Genomic DNA, 19,268 nt, shown 5'->3' with positions numbered 1-19,268 from the left:
GTATTCTTTTGCATAGAGAAATTTGTAGTTATTTTTCCTCTAATATACTGAATACCAGTCTTTTAAACAAATAATTAACGCCTTTTTTTAAAGGTGTTTATCGATTTTTTTACTTTAAACAAGTTCAATAAATACAAATAAGTTATTTCTGTTGAAAGTACCTTAGAAGCTTTTGTGCATAAGCCTCACCGGATTTTAAATTTAAAAATCCTGCCGAAGCATTTTCGAAAACTTCTTGAGTCTGTCTCAATTTTTGTTTTTGTTTTTCAGCAAATTCATAACGCCAACGGCTGTTGGAAGTGTTTACCCAGAATTGTTTCCCGGTTTCGGCATCTACAAATCGGGCATAACCGATATCTGGAATTTGCTGATCTTTGTCGTCATAAATTCTCATGGCCAACAGCGCATGTTTTTTAGCCGTAACTTTTAGTGTTTTGTTGGAAAAACCGTCTTCGAAATCCGAAAACATAAAAATAAAAGATTTCTTCTTAAACACATTCATCATGTACTGCATGGCACCGTCCAAATCGCTTGTGCAAGGCTTGTATTCGACTGTTAGGATTTGTGATATGATGGACAATACATGCTGTCTGCCTTTTCTTGGTGGGATTACTTTTTGTATCTGATCCGAAAAAAGAATTAATCCTACTTTGTCGTTATTGGAAACGGCAGAAAAGCCAATGCTGGCACATATTTCGGCGACAAATTCTCTTTTTAATGAGACTTGGGTTCCGTAGTCCATGGAAGCAGAAACATCGACCACAAGCATTACGGTCAGTTCCCTTTCTTCTTCCATAATTTTCACAAAAGGTTCTTGGAAACGGGCCGTTTTATTCCAGTCTATTCTTCGTATTTCATCGCCAAACTGGTAAGTTCTCACCTCGGAAAAAGTCATCCCTTGCCCTTTCAGCGCCGAATGATATTGTCCCATAAGTGCAGCTTCGGACTTCCTTTTGGTTCGGATTTCGATTTGCTTTACTTTTTTGATGATATCTTTGATTTCCATTTTCAACCTTACGCTTTTCTATGGAGCTTGAATTTTATTTAGGATTCTATCCACAATTTCCTCCGTGGTTACCTCCTCCGCTTCGGCCTCAAAACTTAGTCCCATACGATGTCTCAAAACATCTTTTGCAATGGATCTTACATCTTCAGGAATTACAAAAGCACGATTATTGAGAAAAGCCATAACACGAGAAGCAATGGCCAAATTGATGGAGGCTCTTGGAGAGGCACCAAAACTGATATAATTTTTCAGTTCGCTCAGTCCGTATTTTTCAGGATAACGAGTGGCAAAAACCATGTCCAAAATGTATTTTTCAATTTTCTCATCCAAATATATTTTGTTGATGATTTCTTTGGCTTCCACAATGTGTTGGAGGCTGATTACCGGTTTTACTTGAGGTTGATGCGAAGTAGATACCATTCTCATGATGCTTCTTTCATCTTCAAACTCAGGATAGTCGATCTTGCATTTCAGCATAAAACGGTCGCTTTGTGCCTCGGGCAAAAGATAGGTTCCTTCTTGGTCGATCGGGTTTTGAGTAGCCAATACCAAAAAAGGTTTGGGCAAGGCCATGGTTTCATCACCGATAGTAACTTGTTTTTCCTGCATGGCTTCTAACAATGCCGATTGTACCTTGGATGGTGCACGGTTAATTTCATCGGCCAAAACAAAATTGGCAAAAACAGGACCTTTTTTAATTTTGAAATCGTTGTCTTTTACATTATAAATTTGAGTACCAACCACATCTGCCGGCAACAAATCCGGGGTAAATTGTATCCTAGAAAATTGACCGTCCACGGCTTCTGCCAAAGTTTTTATCGCCAAAGTTTTTGCCAAACCTGGTACACCTTCCAAAAGGATGTGTCCATTACCCAAAAGTCCGATGAGTAAACGATCCAACATATAATGTTGGCCGATGATGACTTTATTGATTTCTTGTTTTAGTAAGGAGAATGAAAAATTCAGTTGTTGAACTTTTTCGTTGAGTTGTTTAATTTCTTCAGCTTGATGAGTTTCAGACATGCTACAATAATTGAAATATTCCGTAAAATTGCGATTTTTTTTAAGAATACTCAACACAATTAATGCCAGTTGTAAGTTAAAATTTGTTAAATATAATTCTGACAATTCAATTTTGAAAGCTAAAGTTTTGTAATCCATCATGAAAACCTCTGATTTTCACACAAATATTGCTAATCCATCAAATCTTTCTAATGCCATTCATTTTTTGTACATCTCATGATAATACAGTAATTTTGACGATATTTTTTGAAATACAATGAATTACCATTTCACAGCACATAGACAGACTAGAAAAAATCTTTTAGACATCTTACAAAATACTTCAAAGGAAGATCTTTTACTTATCCCAGACGGCTTCAACAATAACATTTATTGGAACATTGCCCATTGCGTAGCTACCCAACAACTTTTGCACTATTACCTGAGCGATAACCCTTTTAGAATTGATAAATATTGGGTTGAAACTTATAAAAAAGGAACACTTGCTAACCTGAATGTATCTGCCGATGAGATTGAAGATTTGTCGTTCTTGTTGATTGAAACATCCAAAATTTTGATGAAAGATTACGATGCCGATTTCTTTACAGATTATACCAGTTACACCACCAGTTTTGGTATGGATCTAAAAAACATCCAAGATGCCATCATCTTCAACAACATGCACGAATGCTTGCATTTTGGATATGTTATGGCACAAAAAAGAGCCATTATTGGCGAGAAATATTAATTAAAAAATTATAAAATAGTGAATCTAAATAATCACGATAGAAGACCTAAATTTCATAATAATTCTTCTGAAAAAAAAGAAAGTGAAAAAGATTTTATTTTCGGACTTAGACCCGTTATGGAAGCCATAGAAGCGGGAAAAACCATAGACAAAATCTTTCTACAAAACGGTTTGCAAGGTCCTATTGTTGCTGATCTTAAAAAACTTTTGGCCAAACACAACCTGAGAGCAAATTATGTTCCGATAGAAAAACTGAACCGTTTTACCAGAAAAAACCACCAAGGTGTTGTGGCTTTTATCTCGGATGTTCCTTTTTATAAAATTGAAGACTTGTTGCCTCAACTTTTTGAAGAAGGTAAAACCCCTTTCCTATTGATGCTGGATAGACTGACCGATGTTAGAAACTTTGGAGCAATCTGCAGAACGGCAGAATGCGTGGGAGTTGATGCCGTTATTATTCCTGAAAAAGGAGCTTCACCAATTAATTCTGATGCGATAAAAACCTCTGCTGGAGCCATTTATAACATCAAAATTTGCAAAGAAAAAAATCTGGCACATACGGTAGATTTCCTTCAACAAAGTGGCGTAACGGTATTTGCTGCAACAGAAAAAGCCCAAAAACACATCTATGATGTTAGTTTTACCGAACCTTGTGTTTTGGTAATGGGGAACGAAGAAACGGGTATTTCTAAAGAAGTCCTGCACCATGCCGATGAAAAAATAAAACTCCCCATCGAAGGTAAAACCTTGAGTTTAAATGTTTCTGTAGCTTGTGGTGCCATCCTTTACGAAGCGGTGAGACAAAAATTAACAAAAATTTAGCATAAATTTTAACTTTTAAATTGAAACAAAATAGATCTGTAAAGGACTAATTGTTATCAACATCAAAATAATTAAATGAGAAAAGTAACTGCACTTGCATTTTTATCCATACTTGCAATTTCTTGTAAAAAAGAAACAACAAAAATCACAAAAGTTGACGAAAAAACCGGAAAAATTGTTACCGTAGAAGTTCCAAAAGATTCGGTGAAAACGGTGGAAGAGCACCCTGCCATCAAAGATAGCTTGGGCGTTTATCATCAAACATTCAAATTAGAAATTGGCAAAACCTATCCTTTCACCACATTCCAAAAACAAGTGATGACCGTTACGGCTCCCGACGGAAAATCCCAAAGCGGTACCAACGAGGGAACAGACGAGGTGAGTTTTACAGTGAACGGATATAAAGACCATGTCTATGACATGACCATCAATTTCATCTCTAAAAAAGCAGTACAATCCGGAAATGGAAAATCATTGGTGATCGATACCAAACAATCCAGCCCCAAAGAAGAAGCTTTAAAACAAGAATGGGCCATGCAAAAAGCATTAACCGAAAACAAATTGCAAATGAAAATGGATGACAAAGGCAAAATCTTATCCATTACAGGCTTTGATCCGGTGTATGCAAAAATCACCAAAACCCTTTCTGGACTGACAAAAGATCAAAAAATCATCAACGGGATGAAAGAAAACATGAAAAATTCTTTCAACGAAAAAACATTGAAGGAGCAGTTTTCTAAAAACATTTTGATTTTACCCGCAAAAGGAGCAAAAATTGGTGAACAATGGGTGGAGAATGAAAAAATGTCCGCCGATGGAAAGGTAAATCTCAAGACCACCTATACCCTAACCAGCGTTGGAAACGGAGTTGCGACAATTTCCATAAAAGGCGGTATCCCAAATAAAACCGAAAAACAAAGTCAAGGCGGTATCACCCACAGCATGAGTTCTGAATTGGCACAAAACGGAACCATTACTTTTGATCAGAATACCGGGTGGATTAAAAACCAAAATATTTCTGTAAAAACCACTCAGAAAGAAAGCATGACCGATGGAAAGCAAAGTCAATCGATGACCAGCACCACCACCACAAGCATAAAAGTTAATCCTTAATAAAAGGGAAAATTATTTGTAAAATGAAATATATTTTAGAATTAATTCTTAGCACCATCATCATATTCTTTGTTTGGAATATGCTGAAAAGAATATTCTCCAACTATTTTTATACATCAATAAGCAAGAAATTCCAAGCCCAACAAAATCCATATACCCAGTCCCAAAATAAAAATAAACCCAAAGAGGAAAAAATAAAATGGGATGCCGAAACGGTGGATTATGAAGAGGTTGAACAAAAAAAATAGAACGATTTTCAACGATCATTCAACCCATTATTTTGTATGAACGAAATAAAAATGAATATCTTAAAATAGAATTTATCCTTCGAGGTTTTACAACTTCGGAGGATTGATTTTTTAAATAAACATTAAAAATTAAGACCAATTCCTCAATTTTATGGAAAAAAATAAAAAAATAATCTTCATCTTGGCAAGCCTTATTTTGTTTGCTCTATTGGCCTTTTTCTATGCCAATCCTGTACTTTCCGGCAAGCAACTCTTTCAACACGATATTGTGCAATACAAAGGCCACGCAAAAGAACTTTTGGATTACAGAGCTCAAAACGACAAAGAAACTTATTGGAGCGATTCCATGTTTGGTGGGATGCCCACTTACCAAATGGGTGCCCAATTTCGTGGCGATTTCATCCAAAAAATAGATAAAGTTTTATTTTCTTTCCCCAAACCGGTCAATTATTTATTTGTTCTGATGGCTGGATTTTTCCTATTGGGAATGGTCGCCGTAAAAAATTGGAAATATGCACTTTTGGGCGCTTTATTTTTTGGTTTTTCAACATATTTTTACATCATCATCGCTGCGGGGCACAACGGAAAAGTACACACCATAGCCTATTTTGCACCGGTTTTGGCAGGGATTTTATTGGTTTATATTCGTAAAAAATATGTCCTTGGTTTTTTCATCACTACCCTTTTCATGGGATTGCAATTGGCCGCAAACCACCCGCAGATGACTTATTATTTGTTTTTGGGATTGGGCTTTTTGTTCTTGTCAGAATTGATTCGAGCCATTCAAAAAAAGACTTCGTGGAAACATTTTTCAATAGCAACAGCAGTTGTGGGATTGGCGTGTATTTTGGGTGTAGGCATGAATTCCCAAAGAATTATGGCCAATTCCGAATACATCAAAGAAACCATCCGTGGAAAACAAATTTTGGATAACGGTAAACATTCTTCTGATAAATCTGGAATGGACAAACAAAGCATTCTGAATTGGAGTTACGGAAAAATGGAAACGCTGAATCTCTTTATCCCAAGATTAATGGGCGGAAGCAGCCAAGAAGAAGGCAGCGAAGAAATGATGAGCCAAATACAACAATTGGTACAAGACAATGCCACCTCACAAAACGAAGTGGACAATATTGTAAAAGGTCTGCAAAGCCCAACTTATTGGGGCGAGCAACCTGGAACTTCCGGACCGGCTTATCAAGGAGCAGTAGTGGTTTTCTTGGCCATTATCGGATTCTTTTTTGCACCAAGAAAATACAGAGATTGGATATTGGGAGCATCCATCTTGACCGTCGCATTGGCTTGGGGCAGCAACTTCATGCCGCTTTCGGATTTCTTTATCGACTTTGTACCTTTTTATAATAAATTCCGAGCACCAAGCTCTATTTTGGTGGTGGTTGAATTGTTGTTCCCACTCTTGGCTATTGTTGGTTTGTATCATTTTTTCAATACGAAAGATGAATTTGAATCGGTTGAAGAAAATGAACTTGCAGAACAAAAGAAAACTAAAAAATTCTTAATTATTTCTGGATCTGTACTCGGTTTCATCCTCTTACTTTTGGTTTTTGGTAAGGCCATTTTAGGTTTCCACAACGATACAGAAAACACCTATCTACCGGCTTGGCTGTTGGATTATTTGGTGGATGAAAGACAAAAAATGTTCCGAGCCGATGCCATAAAAGCCATGATCTATATTCTGATTACCGCTGCTGCAATGTGGTTGGTTTTGAAGAAAAAAATCTCACAAAACATCGCGCTTATCATCATTGGATTGGTGAGCTTATTCGATTTGTGGACGGTGGATAAACGATATTTGAACGAGGAAAATTTCATCGATAAAGTTTTTGCTGATAATCCTTTCCAAACCGAAAGTTCTGAATTATTGGTGGAAAAAGTCGGTGACAATCCCAACCTGCAATCGCTTTTGGCGTATGCACCCATCAACAAAACTTTGGAAACCATTGCGGATAAAGACAAAACGCATTACCGAATTTTCAACCAACTGATAAGCCCTTTCAACGAGAACAATACTTCCTATTTCAAATCGTCTGTAGGCGGTTATCACGCTGTGAAATTAAGAAGGTACGACGATCTTATCAACCATTATTTTTATTCTGAAGATAAAAACAAACAGCAACAAATCCCGGAAATACTGAACATGCTGAACACCAAATATATTGTTGGAGGTTCTGTAGAAAAACCAGAAGTTCAGATCAATCCATTGGCCAACGGGAATGCGTGGTTTGTTTCGGATGTAAAGTTTGTAAAAACTCCAAATGAAGAAATTGATGAGATAGGGAAAATCATCACCAAAAAAACAGCCGTGGTTTCTGAAACCGACAAGGCTTATTTTAAGGATAAAAAAATGGCTGCAGACAGTACGGCAAACATTCAGCTTACAAAATATCAAGCCAATGAAATTGAACTGAAAACGACTTCAAAAACACCACAATTGGCAGTAATTTCGGAAATTTACTATCCAAAAGGATGGAAAATGAAGGTGGATGGTAAAGAAGTTCCGTACATAAAAGCGGATTATTTGCTAAGAGCAGTCTATGTTCCGGCAGGAAATCATCTTATTAATATGGTCTTCGAACCAGAAGTCATCGAGAAAGGAAAAATATTTTCGATGATTGCATTCTGCATTTTCATTCTGCTTACAGCCGGTGGAGTTTATTGGGCAAGAAAAAATAAAATTCCATTGTACTAATGGTTGAGAATAAAAAAATCCTCGTTATCACTTATTATTGGCCTCCAGCAGGAGGTCCAGGCGTACAGCGATGGCTGAAGTTTGTAAAATATCTGCCTGAAAACGGATGGCAACCTACGGTTTTCATCCCTGAAAATCCCAGTTATCCTTTGTTGGACGAAAGTCTGAATGCCGAAGTACCAAAGGGTCTGAACCTCATAAAACAAAAAATTTGGGAACCGTATCAATGGGCTGAAAAACTGAACAAAAGCAATAAAAAATTTAAAGCCGGACAATTTGATGTTGCTAAAAACCAAAGTTGGAAGTCCAAACTTTCCATCTGGGTTCGAGGAAATTTTTTTATTCCCGATGCTCGAGTTTTTTGGGTGAAACCTTCTACCAAGTATCTTAAAAAATATCTTACAGAAAATCATTTTGATGCCGTGGTAACCACAGGTCCTCCCCATTCGGTGCATTTGATTGGTTTGGGTCTGAAAAAATATTTTCCCAAGTTAAAATGGATCGCCGATTTTCGTGATCCTTGGACTGAGATTTCGTACTACAAACATTTAAAATTAACTAAAAATTCGGATAGAAAACACCGCGATTTGGAAAAATTGGTTTTCCAAAATGCCGATCTTACCTTGGCTACCAGCTACACCGATGCCGAAAATTTCAGGAAAAAAGGAGCTCATGCGGTTTGCATCACCAACGGATTTGATGTGGAAGTTGCTACCGGCCAATCTTCTGAAAAAAATGAAAAATTCACCCTGAGTTACATCGGAGTTTTGGAGCAACTAAGAAATCCTGAAATCCTTTGGAAGGTTTTGAACGAAATTTTATCTGAAAATATCGAGTTCAAAAAACATTTTCAACTAAAATTTGTAGGCAGGTTAGATGATAAGATTTTCAGAAATATTCAAGAGACAGATCTAAGCTCGGTATTGAACGATTGTGGCTACCTCAGTCATCAAGAATCTTTAAAAGAAATGAGTCGATCGGATGTTTTGCTCATCACAAATTTCCCAAATGACAATTCTAAAGGAATTATTCCAGGGAAATTATTTGAGTATTTGGCTACCGGAAAAAGCATACTATCCTTTGGCCCCAAAAATGCCGATGTAGAAAAAATATTAAGCAGGACCCAATCTGGAAAACATTTCGAATACCAGGTAGAATCTGAAATTTTAAAGTCTTTTATTTTAAAAGAATTTGAAAATTGGAAGATGAATTTCAATCAAAATCCACCTGAACACATTGATGAATTTTCAAGAAAAAACACTGCAAAATTACTCGTTGAACAACTGAATTTATTGCAATAAAAAAACCGCTTTTCAGCGGTTTTTATTTTTAATGGCTAACAGATTCTACTTCTGTAGGATTGTGTTTGTGTTTAAAAAATACGGCAAACAACACGGCAATAATCAATGCATAGAGTGCAAAAGAAAGCCAGATGCTGTGCCAATCTCTAAGCATAACGGCTTGAGACAAAATGTGATCTGCCGAAATATCGATTTTTTGATTTCCTAAGAACGAAAGAAAAGCAGCATTGTCCACCGAGGTTTCTAAATGATTTGCCAATTCTGTTGCGTTGGTATAAGAATGGGTGAAGAATTTATCGATTAACCAACCTGAGGTCAAACTCCCTAAAACAGCTCCAAAACCGTTGGTCATCATCATGAATAAACCTTGAGCTGAAGAACGAATTTTGGAATCGGTTTGGGTCTCTACAAACAAAGATCCGGAAATATTGAAAAAGTCAAATGCCATACCGTAAACGATGCAGGAAAGGATGATGTGTACCAATCCGAAACCTGTTGGAGCACCATAGGCAAACAAACCAAATCTTAATACCCAAGCCAACATGGAAATGAGCATCACCGTTTTGATCCCGTATTTTTTCAAGAAAAAAGGAATGGCCAAGATGAATAAAGTCTCGGAAATTTGAGATATCGACATGATGATGGTAGAGTATCTCACCACAAACGATTCTGCATATTTGGGAAAGTTTTTGAATTCATCCAAAAAAACATCTCCATACGCATTGGTTAATTGTAAAGCAGCACCCAAAAACATGGAGAAAAAGAAGAACAAGGCCATCTTGTAGCTTTTAAATAATTTAAAAGCATCCAACCCTAAAATTTGGATGATGGTTGCGTTTTTGTCAATTAATTTTTGAGGTGGACATTTGGGTAATGTAAAAGAGAATATACCCAACAACAAAGCGGAGATCCCGGCAATGTAAAACTGATATTCATTGGATTTGCTGCCCGATAGATTGGTGATCCACATGGCTGCAATAAAACCTACTGTTCCCCAAACTCTGATGGGTGGAAAATCTTTGACAACATCGCCGCCACTGTTTTTCAAAATGTTGTAGGATATGGAATTATTGAGTGCAATGGTAGGCATGTAGAAACACATGGCGAGGAACATCATCCAAAAAAAAGCATTTGGATCTCCTGCTTGTGGCAAACTAAAGAGGACGGCAGCATACGCAATTTGTAGTGCACCGTAAAGTTTTTCGGCATTTATCCATCGATCGGCAATAATTCCTGTTAGAGTAGGCATAAAAATGGAAGCAAACCCCATGGTCGAAAAAATCAGTCCAAATTTGGTCCCATCCCAATGTTTATTTCCAAACCAGTAATTGGCTATGGTAATTAACCAAGCACCCCAAACAAAAAATTGAAAAAAATTGAGTAGGGTAAGTTTTAATTTAAAATTCATCTAATTGATATGTTTACTTAATCTATTTTCTTGTTTCTTCTTTTTATTTCTTCTTGCAGTTCCATCGCCAAGTCGTAATCTTCGTCTTTTACGGCATCTTCTAAAAGCACCTGAAGGTCGGATGTTGAAATGTTTTCCCAATTGTTCGTGGTATTTTCAGAAATAAAAACTTCATCTTCTAAAGATTTTTCTTCAATTTCCAAAAGAATTCCGGCTTCGTTCAGTACTTGCTGGGTGGTGAAAATAGGCGCATCAAAACGAACTGCCATGGCTACAGCATCAGAAGTTCTGGCATCTAAAATCATTTCATTTCCAGAACTTGAGTTTCTTAAATTTATATTGGAAAAAAAGACACCGTCAATTATTTGATAAATTACTACCGATACCACTTCAAAGCCTGTCGAGATCATAAATTTTGTAAACAGATCATGAGTTAACGGTCTGGGCGGTTGTAGATCCTTTTCCAATCCTAAAGAAATTGATTGAGCTTCAAAATTACCTATCACTACGGGTAATTTCACATTGGTTTCTTCATGTTCCAACAGCAGTGCATACGCTCCAGATTGGGTTTGGCTATAGGAAATCCCTCTTATTATCAATCTTTTATAATCCATAAAACAAATATACTTTATTTTTTAACAAATTGTACTTCTGTCCTGTAATTTTCAGTACAGTAACCATAAAAAAAGTTCGGAAAAAATCCGAACTTTAATATTTATTTAAAACGAATATTATCCTTTCAACGCTTTAATTTTTTCAGTAAGAGCTGGGATAATTTGGAAGGCATCACCAACAATTCCGTAATCTGCAGACTTGAAGAATGGAGCTTCAGCATCGTTGTTGATGACTACAATGGTTTTAGAGGCATTAACACCTGCCAAATGTTGGATGGCACCAGAAATTCCTACAGCGATGTATAAGTTAGGCGAAATTGCCTTACCGGTTTGTCCAACATGTTCTGAGTGAGATCTCCATCCGATATCGGAAACAGGTTTTGAACATGCTGTTGCAGCTCCCAATACATTGGCCAAATCTTCAATCATCCCCCAGTTTTCAGGACCTTTCATTCCTCTACCGGCAGAAACTACGATTTCAGCTTCTTTAAGATCTAATTTTCCTGAAGCTTCTTCGTGAGAGATCACTTGGATGTCGTTTCCGGATACATTAACTGCTAGACTTTCTTCGGAACCGCTAACTGCATTGGCTTTCACTCCAAAAGCATTTTGAGCAACAGTAACCACAACGCCAGAAGCATCGGCTTTTGCCATCATAAATCCTTTTCCGGAGAAAACTTTTCTCTTCGCTTGGAATGGAGATACACTTTCTGGAGTTGCAATCGCATTGGTAATTAACGAATAGTTTTTCTGGATGGACAACATAGGAGCGATGGACGACGCCATTGTGCTGTGTGGAAGTACTATTATATTTCCGTTTGTTGCTTGGCTTAGAGCCTCTGCATAGGATTTGGAGCTAAAAGACTTCAACGCTTCGTTCTCTATTTTGATGACTTTAGAAGCACCGTATTGGTACAAAGCATCTGAAGCATCCGTTGGGTTTATGGTTACTGCCGTTACCGTATCTCCTGCCAAATCTGCGATCGATTTTGCATAAGAAACTGCTTCTAGAGCAGATTTTTTATATTTTCCGTTTATATTTTCAGCGTAAACAAATATTGCCATTTTTTTTATTTTAAAGTTAAAAATGAATGATTAAAACAATCGATTAAATTACTTTGGCTTCTTCGTGAAGCAAACGAACCAACTCATCGATATTGTCTGGAGAAACCAATTTTACTGCAGCTCTGGCTGGTGCGCTTTCGAATTTTACAGCTTCTACTTTTACTTCCGTAATTGTAGGTTCTACCACTTGCAAAGGTTTCGTTCTTGCAGACATAATCCCTCTCATGTTTGGGATGATCAATTCTGTTTCTTCAACCATTCCTTTTTGTCCGGCAATTACAGCAGGTAATTTTACACCAACGGTTTCTTTTCCGCCTTCTATTTCTCTAACAGCCTTAGCTTCATTTCCATTCACTTCAAGACCGATACACGCATTTACAAAAGATTGGTCCAATAACTGAGCCAACATTCCCGGTACAGAACCTCCGTTATAATCGATGGACTCTTTACCACAAAGGATTAGATCGTACGCTCCATTTTGTGCAACTTGTGCAATTTCTTTTGCTACAGAATAGCTGTCTTTTGGATCTTGGTTAATTCTGATGGCATCATTTGCACCAATGGCCAACGCTTTTCTGATAACCGCTTCGGTATCTGGAGTACCCACATTAACCACGGTTACCGTTGCACCTTGTGATTCTTGAAGTTTAACCGCTTTGGTCAAAGCAAATTCATCCAAAGGATTGATTACCCATTGAATTCCGTTTTTATCAAAAGCAGATTGATCTGCCGTAAAATTAATTTTAGAAGTAGTGTCCGGAACACTGCTGATACAAACTAATATTTTCATTTTTAATGATTGATTTTAAAATTTTGGTAAAGATAAATAAAAAAAGATATTATGCATGCATACTAAATTGCGTTTTGTTATTCTTAGCATTTAAAGTAATACTTTGTACATTACACAAGACTTATATCTTTTTAATCGAAATATTTTTTTAATTGTTGTTTTTTGTTAAATATTGCAAAAACTTCATTTTTATAATTATTCCAAAACTGCATACAAAAAAGAGAGTCTTTTGTCTTTGAAATGAATAATGAATAATTGAGATTTTAATTCACATTACTGATGAGCCTCATAATTTCTAAAGCCACTTTTAGAGCTTCGGTACCGTCTTCAACAGAAACTTCAACAGGGCGGTTTTCCTTGATGGCCAACGCAAATGAATTCAGCTCGTCTAAAATGGCATTGTTGCTCTCTATATTTGGATATTCGAATAGGATTTGAGCTTTCTCGCCTTCAGCATTTTCAATAATCATATCAAAATCCGAAGGGTTTTCTGGAGCTTCTTTCATGCGGATTACCTCGGCTTTTTTCTCCAAGAAATCTACAGAAATATAGGCATCTTTTTGGAAAAATCTTGATTTCCTCATGGCTTTCATCGAAATTCTGGAGGTGGTAAGGTTAGCAACGCAACCGTTTTCAAATTCGATTCTGGCGTTGCAAATATCCGGTGTTTTGGATACCACCGCTACTCCACTCGCATGGATGGCTTTTACTTTAGATTTTACCAAACTTAATAAAATATCCAAATCGTGAATCATCAGATCCAAAACCACCGAAACATCCGTACCTCTTGGGTTGAATTCTGCCAAACGGTGGATCTCAATGAACATGGGATCTTGGATGTAGCTTTTGGTTGCAATGAATGCAGGATTGTATCGTTCTACATGTCCTACCTGAGCTTTAATTCCATTTTCACGACAAAGTTTTAGAATTTCCTCTGCCTCTTCCAAGGTTTTGGTGATGGGCTTTTCTATAAAAAAATGTTTTTTATTTTCGATGGCTGCTTTGGCGTAATCGTAATGGTAAAGTGTGGGCGTTACAATGTCCAAAACTTCAATTTTCGACAAAAGATCTTCGAAATTTTCATAAAATGCATAACCCAATTCGGCTTCCAGCTTTTTTCCATTTTCCACATCTTTGTCATGGAAACCAACCAATTCATATTGTTCTGATTGCTGAAGAAGTCTTAGGTGAATCTTACCCAAATGTCCAGCTCCAACAAGACCTGCTTTTAACATAAAAATAAATTTTTCCAAAGATAAACATTTTGAAAAAGCAACCCAATCGGCACTTGTTTTTTTAGCTTAAAAAGAATAGTTTTGTTGCAATCCATAGAACACCCGATTAGCCCTTATGAAAGATACATTTGTACACAAAGGAAAAAGAAAAATTCTTGTTGAATATTTACGAGATCGTTTATTTATTTCTGACGAAAATGTACTTTCTGCAATCAACCTCGTTCCTAGGCATTTGTTTATGGAAAGTATTTTTGAAGATTTTGCTTACGAAGACAGAGCCTTTCCTATTGCAGCCGGACAAACCATTTCGCATCCCTCCACCGTTGCCGAACAATCGGAGTTGATGAAAGTAAAATCGGGAGAAAAAATCTTAGAAATAGGCACAGGTTGTGGCTACCAAACGGCTATTTTGGTACAAATGGGTGCTTTGGTCTACACCATAGAAAGGCAAAAAGATTTGTATGATTTTTCTAAAAATAAACTGAGCGAAATAAAGCTCAGTCCCTACTTTCAGAGTTTTGGTGATGGCTTTGCAGGACTGCCCCATCTGGCTCCATTCGACAAAATAGTGGTTACTTGTGGAGCATCCATCTTGCCTTCTGAATTGCTGAAACAATTGAAAATTGGAGGAATAATGGTGATCCCGTTGGGACCCGAGGAGGAACAAACCTTATTCCGTTTTACTAAAATTTCTGAAACTGAGTTTGAAAAAGAAGAATTCGGGGCATACAAGTTTGTTCCAATGTTGGGAGATACCAATCGTTAGAGCCTTTTAATTAATCAAAAATTTTAACCGGTTTTTTGTCTTTGCCAACAGCAACCAAGGTAAAATCTCCGGAAACGGCTTTTTCTCTGGTATCGGCATACATTTCTTCCATGTAGATTTCGATATTCACTTTCACACTTGAGTTTCCAACATATTTCACTTTACCAATCAGTTCAACCAAAGTATCTGCCGGAATGGGTTTTTTGAAATCGATGCGGTCGCAGCTTACCGTTACAAAAGATTTTCTTGCGAAACGAGTCGCTGTTATGAAGGCAACTTCGTCCATCATTTCCATAACTTTTCCTCCGAACATGGTGTTGTGATGGTTGGTGGTATTGGGGAAAACCACTTTAAAAACATGGGTTTCGGAATTTTTAATCTTCTCTTCGTAATTCATTTCTTAATAATTTTATTTTCAATTTAATGATGAAATGAATAAAAGTCCAATTGTGACTTTTACTTCAGTTCGCGAAAGCTTTCAGGGATCCGACTTGTTGTACCAGACAAAATACGGTTGCGCGACAGTTCGTGATTCTCACACGATTCACCTTTAATTTGAGATTACAAATATAAACAAATCTCAAAATTTTAAACTTTTTATATTATTTATTTATTCTATCAGAATTAACATCAAAAAACAACCTGTAAATCAGACCTATTTTATCAATTTAATAATTATTTATCTTCTAAATCTTCAGCTTCTTCCACCAATTTGAGGTATGTAGCGTATCGACTTTCTAAGATTTCACCATTTTCGACACCGTTTACCACAGCGCATTTGGGTTCGTTCATGTGCATACAATTGTGAAATTTACACAATCTTCCGGTTGCGAAAATTTCCGGAAAATAATGCTGAATTTCGTATTTATCGACATCTATCATGGCAAATTCCCGAACTCCCGGAGTATCAATTACCGAACCTCCAAAGTCCCAAAAAAACATTTGAGCGAATGTTGTGGTGTGTTTTCCTTTGAGGTGAACTTCAGAAATGGCGGATGTCCTTAGATTTAATCCAGGTTGCAAGGCATTGACCAAGGTGGATTTCCCACATCCTGAATGTCCAAAAAATACAGAAACTTTATGGGAAATCTTTCCTTTTAAAAGATCTAAATTTTCTCCAGAAACAGATGAAGTTTTCAGAGTTTTGTAACCAATTTTTTCATAATCTTCGATGATCATATCCACCAACTCCAATTCTTCTGCAGAAAGCAAGTCGGTTTTATTCATCAAAATCAGTGGTTCTATGTTGTACGCCTCGCAACAAGCCAAGAAGCGATCCAAAAAGCCGAGAGAAGTTTCGGGATGTTTTAAGGTAAAAATAAAACAAGCCACATCGACATTGGAAGCAATAATATGCGCTTCTTTGGACAGGTTGACCGACTTTCGGATCAGGTAATTTTTTCTGGATTCGATCTTGGTAATCCATGCGATATCGTCGGCTTCCAACTGAAACTCCACAAAATCGCCCACAGAAAGCGGATTGGTCAATCGGCTTTTGATCAGCTTAAATTTGCCACGAATTCTGGCTTCGTAGGATTTTTGGGTCTCCAACTCCAAAACTTGGTACCAACTTCCGGTCGATTTTGTAATTAATCCTCTCATTTAGTCTTTCATAATATGGTTTTGCACCTCGACACTTTCTTCGTGAATGGTTTTAAATATTTTCTCGATAAATTCTTGTGTCATACCGGTTTCGTTGGCTTTTTCTTTGGCGTATTGTTGTATGAATTTCCAGCGTTCTGGTTGGAAGATCATCACATTATTTTTATGTTTCAGTTCTCCAATTTTTTCGGAGATTTTCATTCTTTGAGACAAAATTTCAATCAATTGAAAATCCAAATCAGAAATCAGGGTTCTTTGTCTTTCCATTTCCTCATCAAAACCGGAAATTTGGGTTTTTCTAAGTTTCAAATTTTGCAAAAGAAGGTCCAATTCTTCGGGCGTAATTTGTTGTTGTGCATCGCTCCACGCCTTATCCGGATTGCAATGGCTTTCGATCATCACACCGTTATAATCGACATTCAGAGCGGTTTGTGCTACATTTGCTAAAGTATTTCTGTTGCCACAAATATGAGAAGGATCTACCAAAATCGGAATGTTGGGATATTGTTGTTTAAAATCCAAAGCCAATTGCCAATTGGGAATGTTACGATACTGTGTCTTTTGATAAGAAGAAAAACCCCGATGGATCACTCCTAAATTTTCTATCCCCTGAGCCAGCAATCTTTCCAAAGCTCCTGCCCACAAAGCCAAATCTGGATTTACAGGATTTTTTACCAATACAATTTTATTGCTTCCTTTCAAAGATTCGGCAATTTCTTGAACGGTAAACGGATTGACGGTAGATCGGGCACCAATCCACAAAATATCGACATCGGCTTTTAGTACAGCATCGACATGATGGGCATTTGCTACTTCTGTAGCCGTTAGAAAACCAAATTCTTCTTTCACTTTCTTTAGCCATTCCAAACCAATCGTTCCTACCCCTTCAAAACCGTTAGGTTTGGTTCTCGGTTTCCAAATTCCGGCTCTAAAAATGGGAATTTCCACCGCAGAATTTTTTATTCTGCTGGCCGTCTCCAACATTTGTTGTTCACTTTCTGCAGAACACGGTCCGGCAATGAATAAAGGCTGAGGAAATTGTTTTAACCAATTGTTGGGGATGGAATCTAGGTTCATAAGCTAATAAATGACTTGCAAAGATAAAGATTTATGAAAGATCAAAATTGAGCAAATCGTTCAAATCCTTTAATAATGGATTGATCTCAACCAACTTTTCAAATTTTTTCCTTTTGGTGATTATTTCTACCTTGACAGCACCTTCCACTTTTTTATAGTTTAGGTTAAGGGTGTAATGATGTACTTTTTGCTTGAAATGATTGACAAATTGATCCCTGCATTTATCAAACTCTTCTTTTGCAGATTCCGATGAATAGGTAATTTCAATATCATCTTCACCAATTTTTACGACAGAAAATCCGTTGATGGCGTTGTACGCAACTGCATCATTTTTTTGCAAAGTTTTCAAGAAATAATTCCATTCGTTTTGCAAATCGGTTTCGGTAAAATGATTTCTAGGAAGCTTCTCGGTGTTAGCATCCGCAGATTTGTTTTCTTCTTTTTCTTCTTTTTTTGTCAGAAAGCCTTGGATGGAAAATTTAGAATTTCCCAAACTGGAAGAAATGGGTTGCGAGGTTTTTTCAACCACTTTTTTTATTTCATGAAGAGGTTCATTAACCACCTTTTTTTCGGTAGCAACAGAAGTTGAAGCGGTATTTTCTTTGGCTGTTTTAGGTTGGGTTACCGTTTTTGTATCGATCTCACTAAAGATCGGAGCTAATATTAAGAATTTTTTTTTTTAGGTTCTAAACCGGCGGTTAGACTGCTCAGTTGCATCAAAGCAATTTCTACAGTCAATCTCGGATTTTTAGAATTTTTATAATTAATGTCGGCATGGTTACAAATTTCAATACCATCAATCAATTGTTGAGGTGTCCATTTCTGACACTGTTCGGCAAATTTCTGTTTGGTTTTTTCGCCCACTTCGATCAGTTCCAAAGTCAATGGATTTTGAGCCATCATCAAATCGCGAAAATGGTGTCCCAATCCTGCAATGAACAAATGTGGATCAAAACCTTTTTTTACAATTTCATTAAAGGCGGATAAGACCTCCGGAATTTTATTTTCTTTTGCCAAATCGACCATATTAAGATACTGATCGTAATCTAAAATATTCAGAACTTCTGCAGCTTTGGCTAGGGTAATGTTTTTCTGAGTAAATGTTGAAAGACGGTCAAAAATAGAAAGTGCATCTCTAAGTGCTCCATCTGCTTTTTGTGCTACCAAATAAAGCGCATCATCTTCATATTGAATGTGCTCTCTTTCGGCAATTTTTTTAAGATGATTTTCGATATCCTCAATGGTAATTCTTTTGAAATCATAAATCTGACATCGGGAAAGAATGGTTGGGATAATTTTATGTTTTTCTGTGGTTGCCAAGATAAAAATGGCATGCGCAGGAGGTTCTTCTAAAGTTTTCAAAAAAGCATTGAAAGCCGCTTGAGAAAGCATGTGCACCTCGTCGATGATGTACACTTTGTACTGCCCTACTTGTGGTGCAAAACGAACCTGGTCGATCAGGTCACGGATATCGTCCACCGAGTTGTTGGATGCCGCATCCAACTCATAAATGTTGTATGCAAATCCATCTTCGGAAGTCGATCCGTCTTTTTCGTTAATTTTTCTAGCTAAAATCCTTGCGCAAGTGGTTTTCCCTACACCTCTAGGTCCACAAAACAATAAAGCTTGAGCCAACTGGTTGTTGTCGATGGCGTGTTCCAAAGTATCGGTAATGTGCGATTGTCCCACAACAGTTTCAAACTCTTGCGGTCTATACTTTCTTGCTGATACGATGAAATTTTCCATTGTCCAAAAGTATTA

At 37.0% G+C, this 19,268-nt stretch carries 19 protein-coding genes; 7 read left to right on the top strand and 12 right to left on the bottom strand.

The features are described 5' to 3' along the window. Positions 1–142 precede the first annotated feature (142 nt). Together EIY84_RS09395 and EIY84_RS09390 are read right to left on the bottom strand one after the other, a co-directional pair. A complete protein-coding gene (locus tag EIY84_RS09395; RefSeq protein WP_124642530.1) occupies positions 143–1,006 on the bottom strand; it encodes a DUF58 domain-containing protein in 864 nt (287 codons plus the stop codon). An 18-nt stretch (positions 1,007–1,024) separates the two neighbouring features. Then, positions 1,025–2,029 (bottom strand): AAA family ATPase, encoded by a 1,005-nt coding sequence (locus EIY84_RS09390; RefSeq protein WP_124642528.1) that lies wholly within the window; start codon positions 2,027–2,029, stop codon positions 1,025–1,027. Between the two features lie 256 nt (positions 2,030–2,285). Here EIY84_RS09390 and EIY84_RS09385 point away from each other — a divergent pair, with 256 nt between their 5' ends. The 6 genes from EIY84_RS09385 (at position 2,286) to EIY84_RS09360 (ending at position 8,950) form a co-directional block, all read left to right on the top strand. Further along, entirely contained in the window at positions 2,286–2,756 is a 471-nt protein-coding gene (locus tag EIY84_RS09385; RefSeq protein WP_124642526.1) for a DinB family protein, read from the top strand. 96 nt (positions 2,757–2,852) lie between these two features. Next, the gene (rlmB, locus tag EIY84_RS09380) at positions 2,853–3,578 is read left to right on the top strand and encodes a 23S rRNA (guanosine(2251)-2'-O)-methyltransferase RlmB (RefSeq protein ID WP_262696916.1); all 726 of its coding nucleotides are present in this window, start codon (positions 2,853–2,855) and stop codon (positions 3,576–3,578) included. Between the two features lie 75 nt (positions 3,579–3,653). Next, positions 3,654–4,691 (top strand): DUF6263 family protein, encoded by a 1,038-nt coding sequence (locus EIY84_RS09375; RefSeq protein WP_124642524.1) that lies wholly within the window; start codon positions 3,654–3,656, stop codon positions 4,689–4,691. A 23-nt stretch (positions 4,692–4,714) separates the two neighbouring features. Further along, on the top strand, positions 4,715–4,939 hold the full coding sequence (locus EIY84_RS09370; RefSeq protein ID WP_124642522.1) for a hypothetical protein: 225 nt from the start codon (positions 4,715–4,717) through the stop codon (positions 4,937–4,939). A 151-nt stretch (positions 4,940–5,090) separates the two neighbouring features. Further along, entirely contained in the window at positions 5,091–7,649 is a 2,559-nt protein-coding gene (locus tag EIY84_RS09365; protein WP_124642520.1) for a YfhO family protein, read from the top strand. Beyond that, complete coding sequence (locus EIY84_RS09360) at positions 7,649–8,950, top strand: glycosyltransferase family protein (protein WP_124642518.1); 1,302 nt, start codon at positions 7,649–7,651, stop codon at positions 8,948–8,950. The genes EIY84_RS09365 and EIY84_RS09360 overlap by 1 nt, the downstream gene beginning before the upstream one ends. A gap of 28 nt (positions 8,951–8,978) precedes the next feature. On the opposite strand, the gene EIY84_RS09355 is transcribed toward EIY84_RS09360, so the two are convergent. The 5 genes from EIY84_RS09355 to EIY84_RS09335 form a co-directional block, all read right to left on the bottom strand. Then, on the bottom strand, positions 8,979–10,358 hold the full coding sequence (locus tag EIY84_RS09355; RefSeq protein WP_124642515.1) for a nucleoside permease: 1,380 nt from the start codon (positions 10,356–10,358) through the stop codon (positions 8,979–8,981). 17 nt (positions 10,359–10,375) lie between these two features. Further along, complete coding sequence (locus EIY84_RS09350; protein ID WP_124642513.1) at positions 10,376–10,972, bottom strand: bifunctional nuclease family protein; 597 nt, start codon at positions 10,970–10,972, stop codon at positions 10,376–10,378. A gap of 117 nt (positions 10,973–11,089) precedes the next feature. Further along, complete coding sequence (locus EIY84_RS09345) at positions 11,090–12,037, bottom strand: electron transfer flavoprotein subunit alpha/FixB family protein (protein ID WP_124642511.1); 948 nt, start codon at positions 12,035–12,037, stop codon at positions 11,090–11,092. A gap of 43 nt (positions 12,038–12,080) precedes the next feature. Next, a complete protein-coding gene (locus tag EIY84_RS09340; RefSeq protein WP_124642509.1) occupies positions 12,081–12,827 on the bottom strand; it encodes an electron transfer flavoprotein subunit beta/FixA family protein in 747 nt (248 codons plus the stop codon). 263 nt (positions 12,828–13,090) lie between these two features. Further along, on the bottom strand, positions 13,091–14,062 hold the full coding sequence (locus tag EIY84_RS09335) for a Gfo/Idh/MocA family protein (protein ID WP_124642507.1): 972 nt from the start codon (positions 14,060–14,062) through the stop codon (positions 13,091–13,093). 115 nt (positions 14,063–14,177) lie between these two features. Between EIY84_RS09335 and EIY84_RS09330 the strand changes: the two genes are divergently transcribed. Continuing rightward, the gene (locus EIY84_RS09330; protein WP_124642505.1) at positions 14,178–14,828 is read left to right on the top strand and encodes a protein-L-isoaspartate(D-aspartate) O-methyltransferase; all 651 of its coding nucleotides are present in this window, start codon (positions 14,178–14,180) and stop codon (positions 14,826–14,828) included. A 10-nt stretch (positions 14,829–14,838) separates the two neighbouring features. On the opposite strand, the gene EIY84_RS09325 is transcribed toward EIY84_RS09330, so the two are convergent. The 5 genes from EIY84_RS09325 to dnaX form a co-directional block, all read right to left on the bottom strand. Further along, on the bottom strand, positions 14,839–15,225 hold the full coding sequence (locus EIY84_RS09325; protein ID WP_124642503.1) for an acyl-CoA thioesterase: 387 nt from the start codon (positions 15,223–15,225) through the stop codon (positions 14,839–14,841). Positions 15,226–15,503: 278 nt separating this feature from the next. Continuing rightward, positions 15,504–16,430: a ribosome small subunit-dependent GTPase A gene (gene rsgA / locus EIY84_RS09320; protein WP_124642501.1), complete on the bottom strand. Its 927-nt coding sequence runs from the start codon at positions 16,428–16,430 to the stop codon at positions 15,504–15,506. After that, complete coding sequence (locus tag EIY84_RS09315) at positions 16,431–17,507, bottom strand: chorismate mutase (RefSeq protein ID WP_124642499.1); 1,077 nt, start codon at positions 17,505–17,507, stop codon at positions 16,431–16,433. It abuts the gene before it with no gap. Positions 17,508–17,538: 31 nt separating this feature from the next. Continuing rightward, on the bottom strand, positions 17,539–18,069 hold the full coding sequence (locus tag EIY84_RS09310; RefSeq protein WP_124642497.1) for a hypothetical protein: 531 nt from the start codon (positions 18,067–18,069) through the stop codon (positions 17,539–17,541). Between the two features lie 101 nt (positions 18,070–18,170). After that, the gene (gene dnaX, locus EIY84_RS09305; RefSeq protein ID WP_124642495.1) at positions 18,171–19,253 is read right to left on the bottom strand and encodes a DNA polymerase III subunit gamma/tau; all 1,083 of its coding nucleotides are present in this window, start codon (positions 19,251–19,253) and stop codon (positions 18,171–18,173) included. Positions 19,254–19,268: the final 15 nt, after the last annotated feature.

It is taken from the genome of Amniculibacterium aquaticum, assembly GCF_003852705.1.
Taxonomy (GTDB): Bacteria; Bacteroidota; Bacteroidia; order Flavobacteriales; family Weeksellaceae; genus Amniculibacterium; species Amniculibacterium aquaticum.
Note: the sequence above shows the minus strand (reverse complement) of the source record. Positions and strands in the feature narration are given on the sequence as shown.

What these genes read in the sequence shown, in the direction of transcription:
- EIY84_RS09315 (WP_124642499.1), bottom strand. Translation starts at nt 17,507, where the DNA reads ATGAACCTAGATTCCATCCCCAACAATTGGTTAAAACAATTTCCTCAG.
- EIY84_RS09385 (WP_124642526.1), top strand. Translation starts at nt 2,286, where the DNA reads ATGAATTACCATTTCACAGCACATAGACAGACTAGAAAAAATCTTTTA.
- EIY84_RS09355 (WP_124642515.1), bottom strand. Translation starts at nt 10,358, where the DNA reads ATGAATTTTAAATTAAAACTTACCCTACTCAATTTTTTTCAATTTTTT.
- rsgA (WP_124642501.1), bottom strand. Translation starts at nt 16,430, where the DNA reads ATGAGAGGATTAATTACAAAATCGACCGGAAGTTGGTACCAAGTTTTG.
- EIY84_RS09365 (WP_124642520.1), top strand. Translation starts at nt 5,091, where the DNA reads ATGGAAAAAAATAAAAAAATAATCTTCATCTTGGCAAGCCTTATTTTG.
- EIY84_RS09375 (WP_124642524.1), top strand. Translation starts at nt 3,654, where the DNA reads ATGAGAAAAGTAACTGCACTTGCATTTTTATCCATACTTGCAATTTCT.
- dnaX (WP_124642495.1), bottom strand. Translation starts at nt 19,253, where the DNA reads ATGGAAAATTTCATCGTATCAGCAAGAAAGTATAGACCGCAAGAGTTT.
- EIY84_RS09390 (WP_124642528.1), bottom strand. Translation starts at nt 2,029, where the DNA reads ATGTCTGAAACTCATCAAGCTGAAGAAATTAAACAACTCAACGAAAAA.
- EIY84_RS09360 (WP_124642518.1), top strand. Translation starts at nt 7,649, where the DNA reads ATGGTTGAGAATAAAAAAATCCTCGTTATCACTTATTATTGGCCTCCA.
- EIY84_RS09325 (WP_124642503.1), bottom strand. Translation starts at nt 15,225, where the DNA reads ATGAATTACGAAGAGAAGATTAAAAATTCCGAAACCCATGTTTTTAAA.
- EIY84_RS09345 (WP_124642511.1), bottom strand. Translation starts at nt 12,037, where the DNA reads ATGGCAATATTTGTTTACGCTGAAAATATAAACGGAAAATATAAAAAA.
- EIY84_RS09350 (WP_124642513.1), bottom strand. Translation starts at nt 10,972, where the DNA reads ATGGATTATAAAAGATTGATAATAAGAGGGATTTCCTATAGCCAAACC.
- EIY84_RS09330 (WP_124642505.1), top strand. Translation starts at nt 14,178, where the DNA reads ATGAAAGATACATTTGTACACAAAGGAAAAAGAAAAATTCTTGTTGAA.
- EIY84_RS09370 (WP_124642522.1), top strand. Translation starts at nt 4,715, where the DNA reads ATGAAATATATTTTAGAATTAATTCTTAGCACCATCATCATATTCTTT.
- EIY84_RS09335 (WP_124642507.1), bottom strand. Translation starts at nt 14,062, where the DNA reads ATGTTAAAAGCAGGTCTTGTTGGAGCTGGACATTTGGGTAAGATTCAC.
- EIY84_RS09395 (WP_124642530.1), bottom strand. Translation starts at nt 1,006, where the DNA reads ATGGAAATCAAAGATATCATCAAAAAAGTAAAGCAAATCGAAATCCGA.
- EIY84_RS09340 (WP_124642509.1), bottom strand. Translation starts at nt 12,827, where the DNA reads ATGAAAATATTAGTTTGTATCAGCAGTGTTCCGGACACTACTTCTAAA.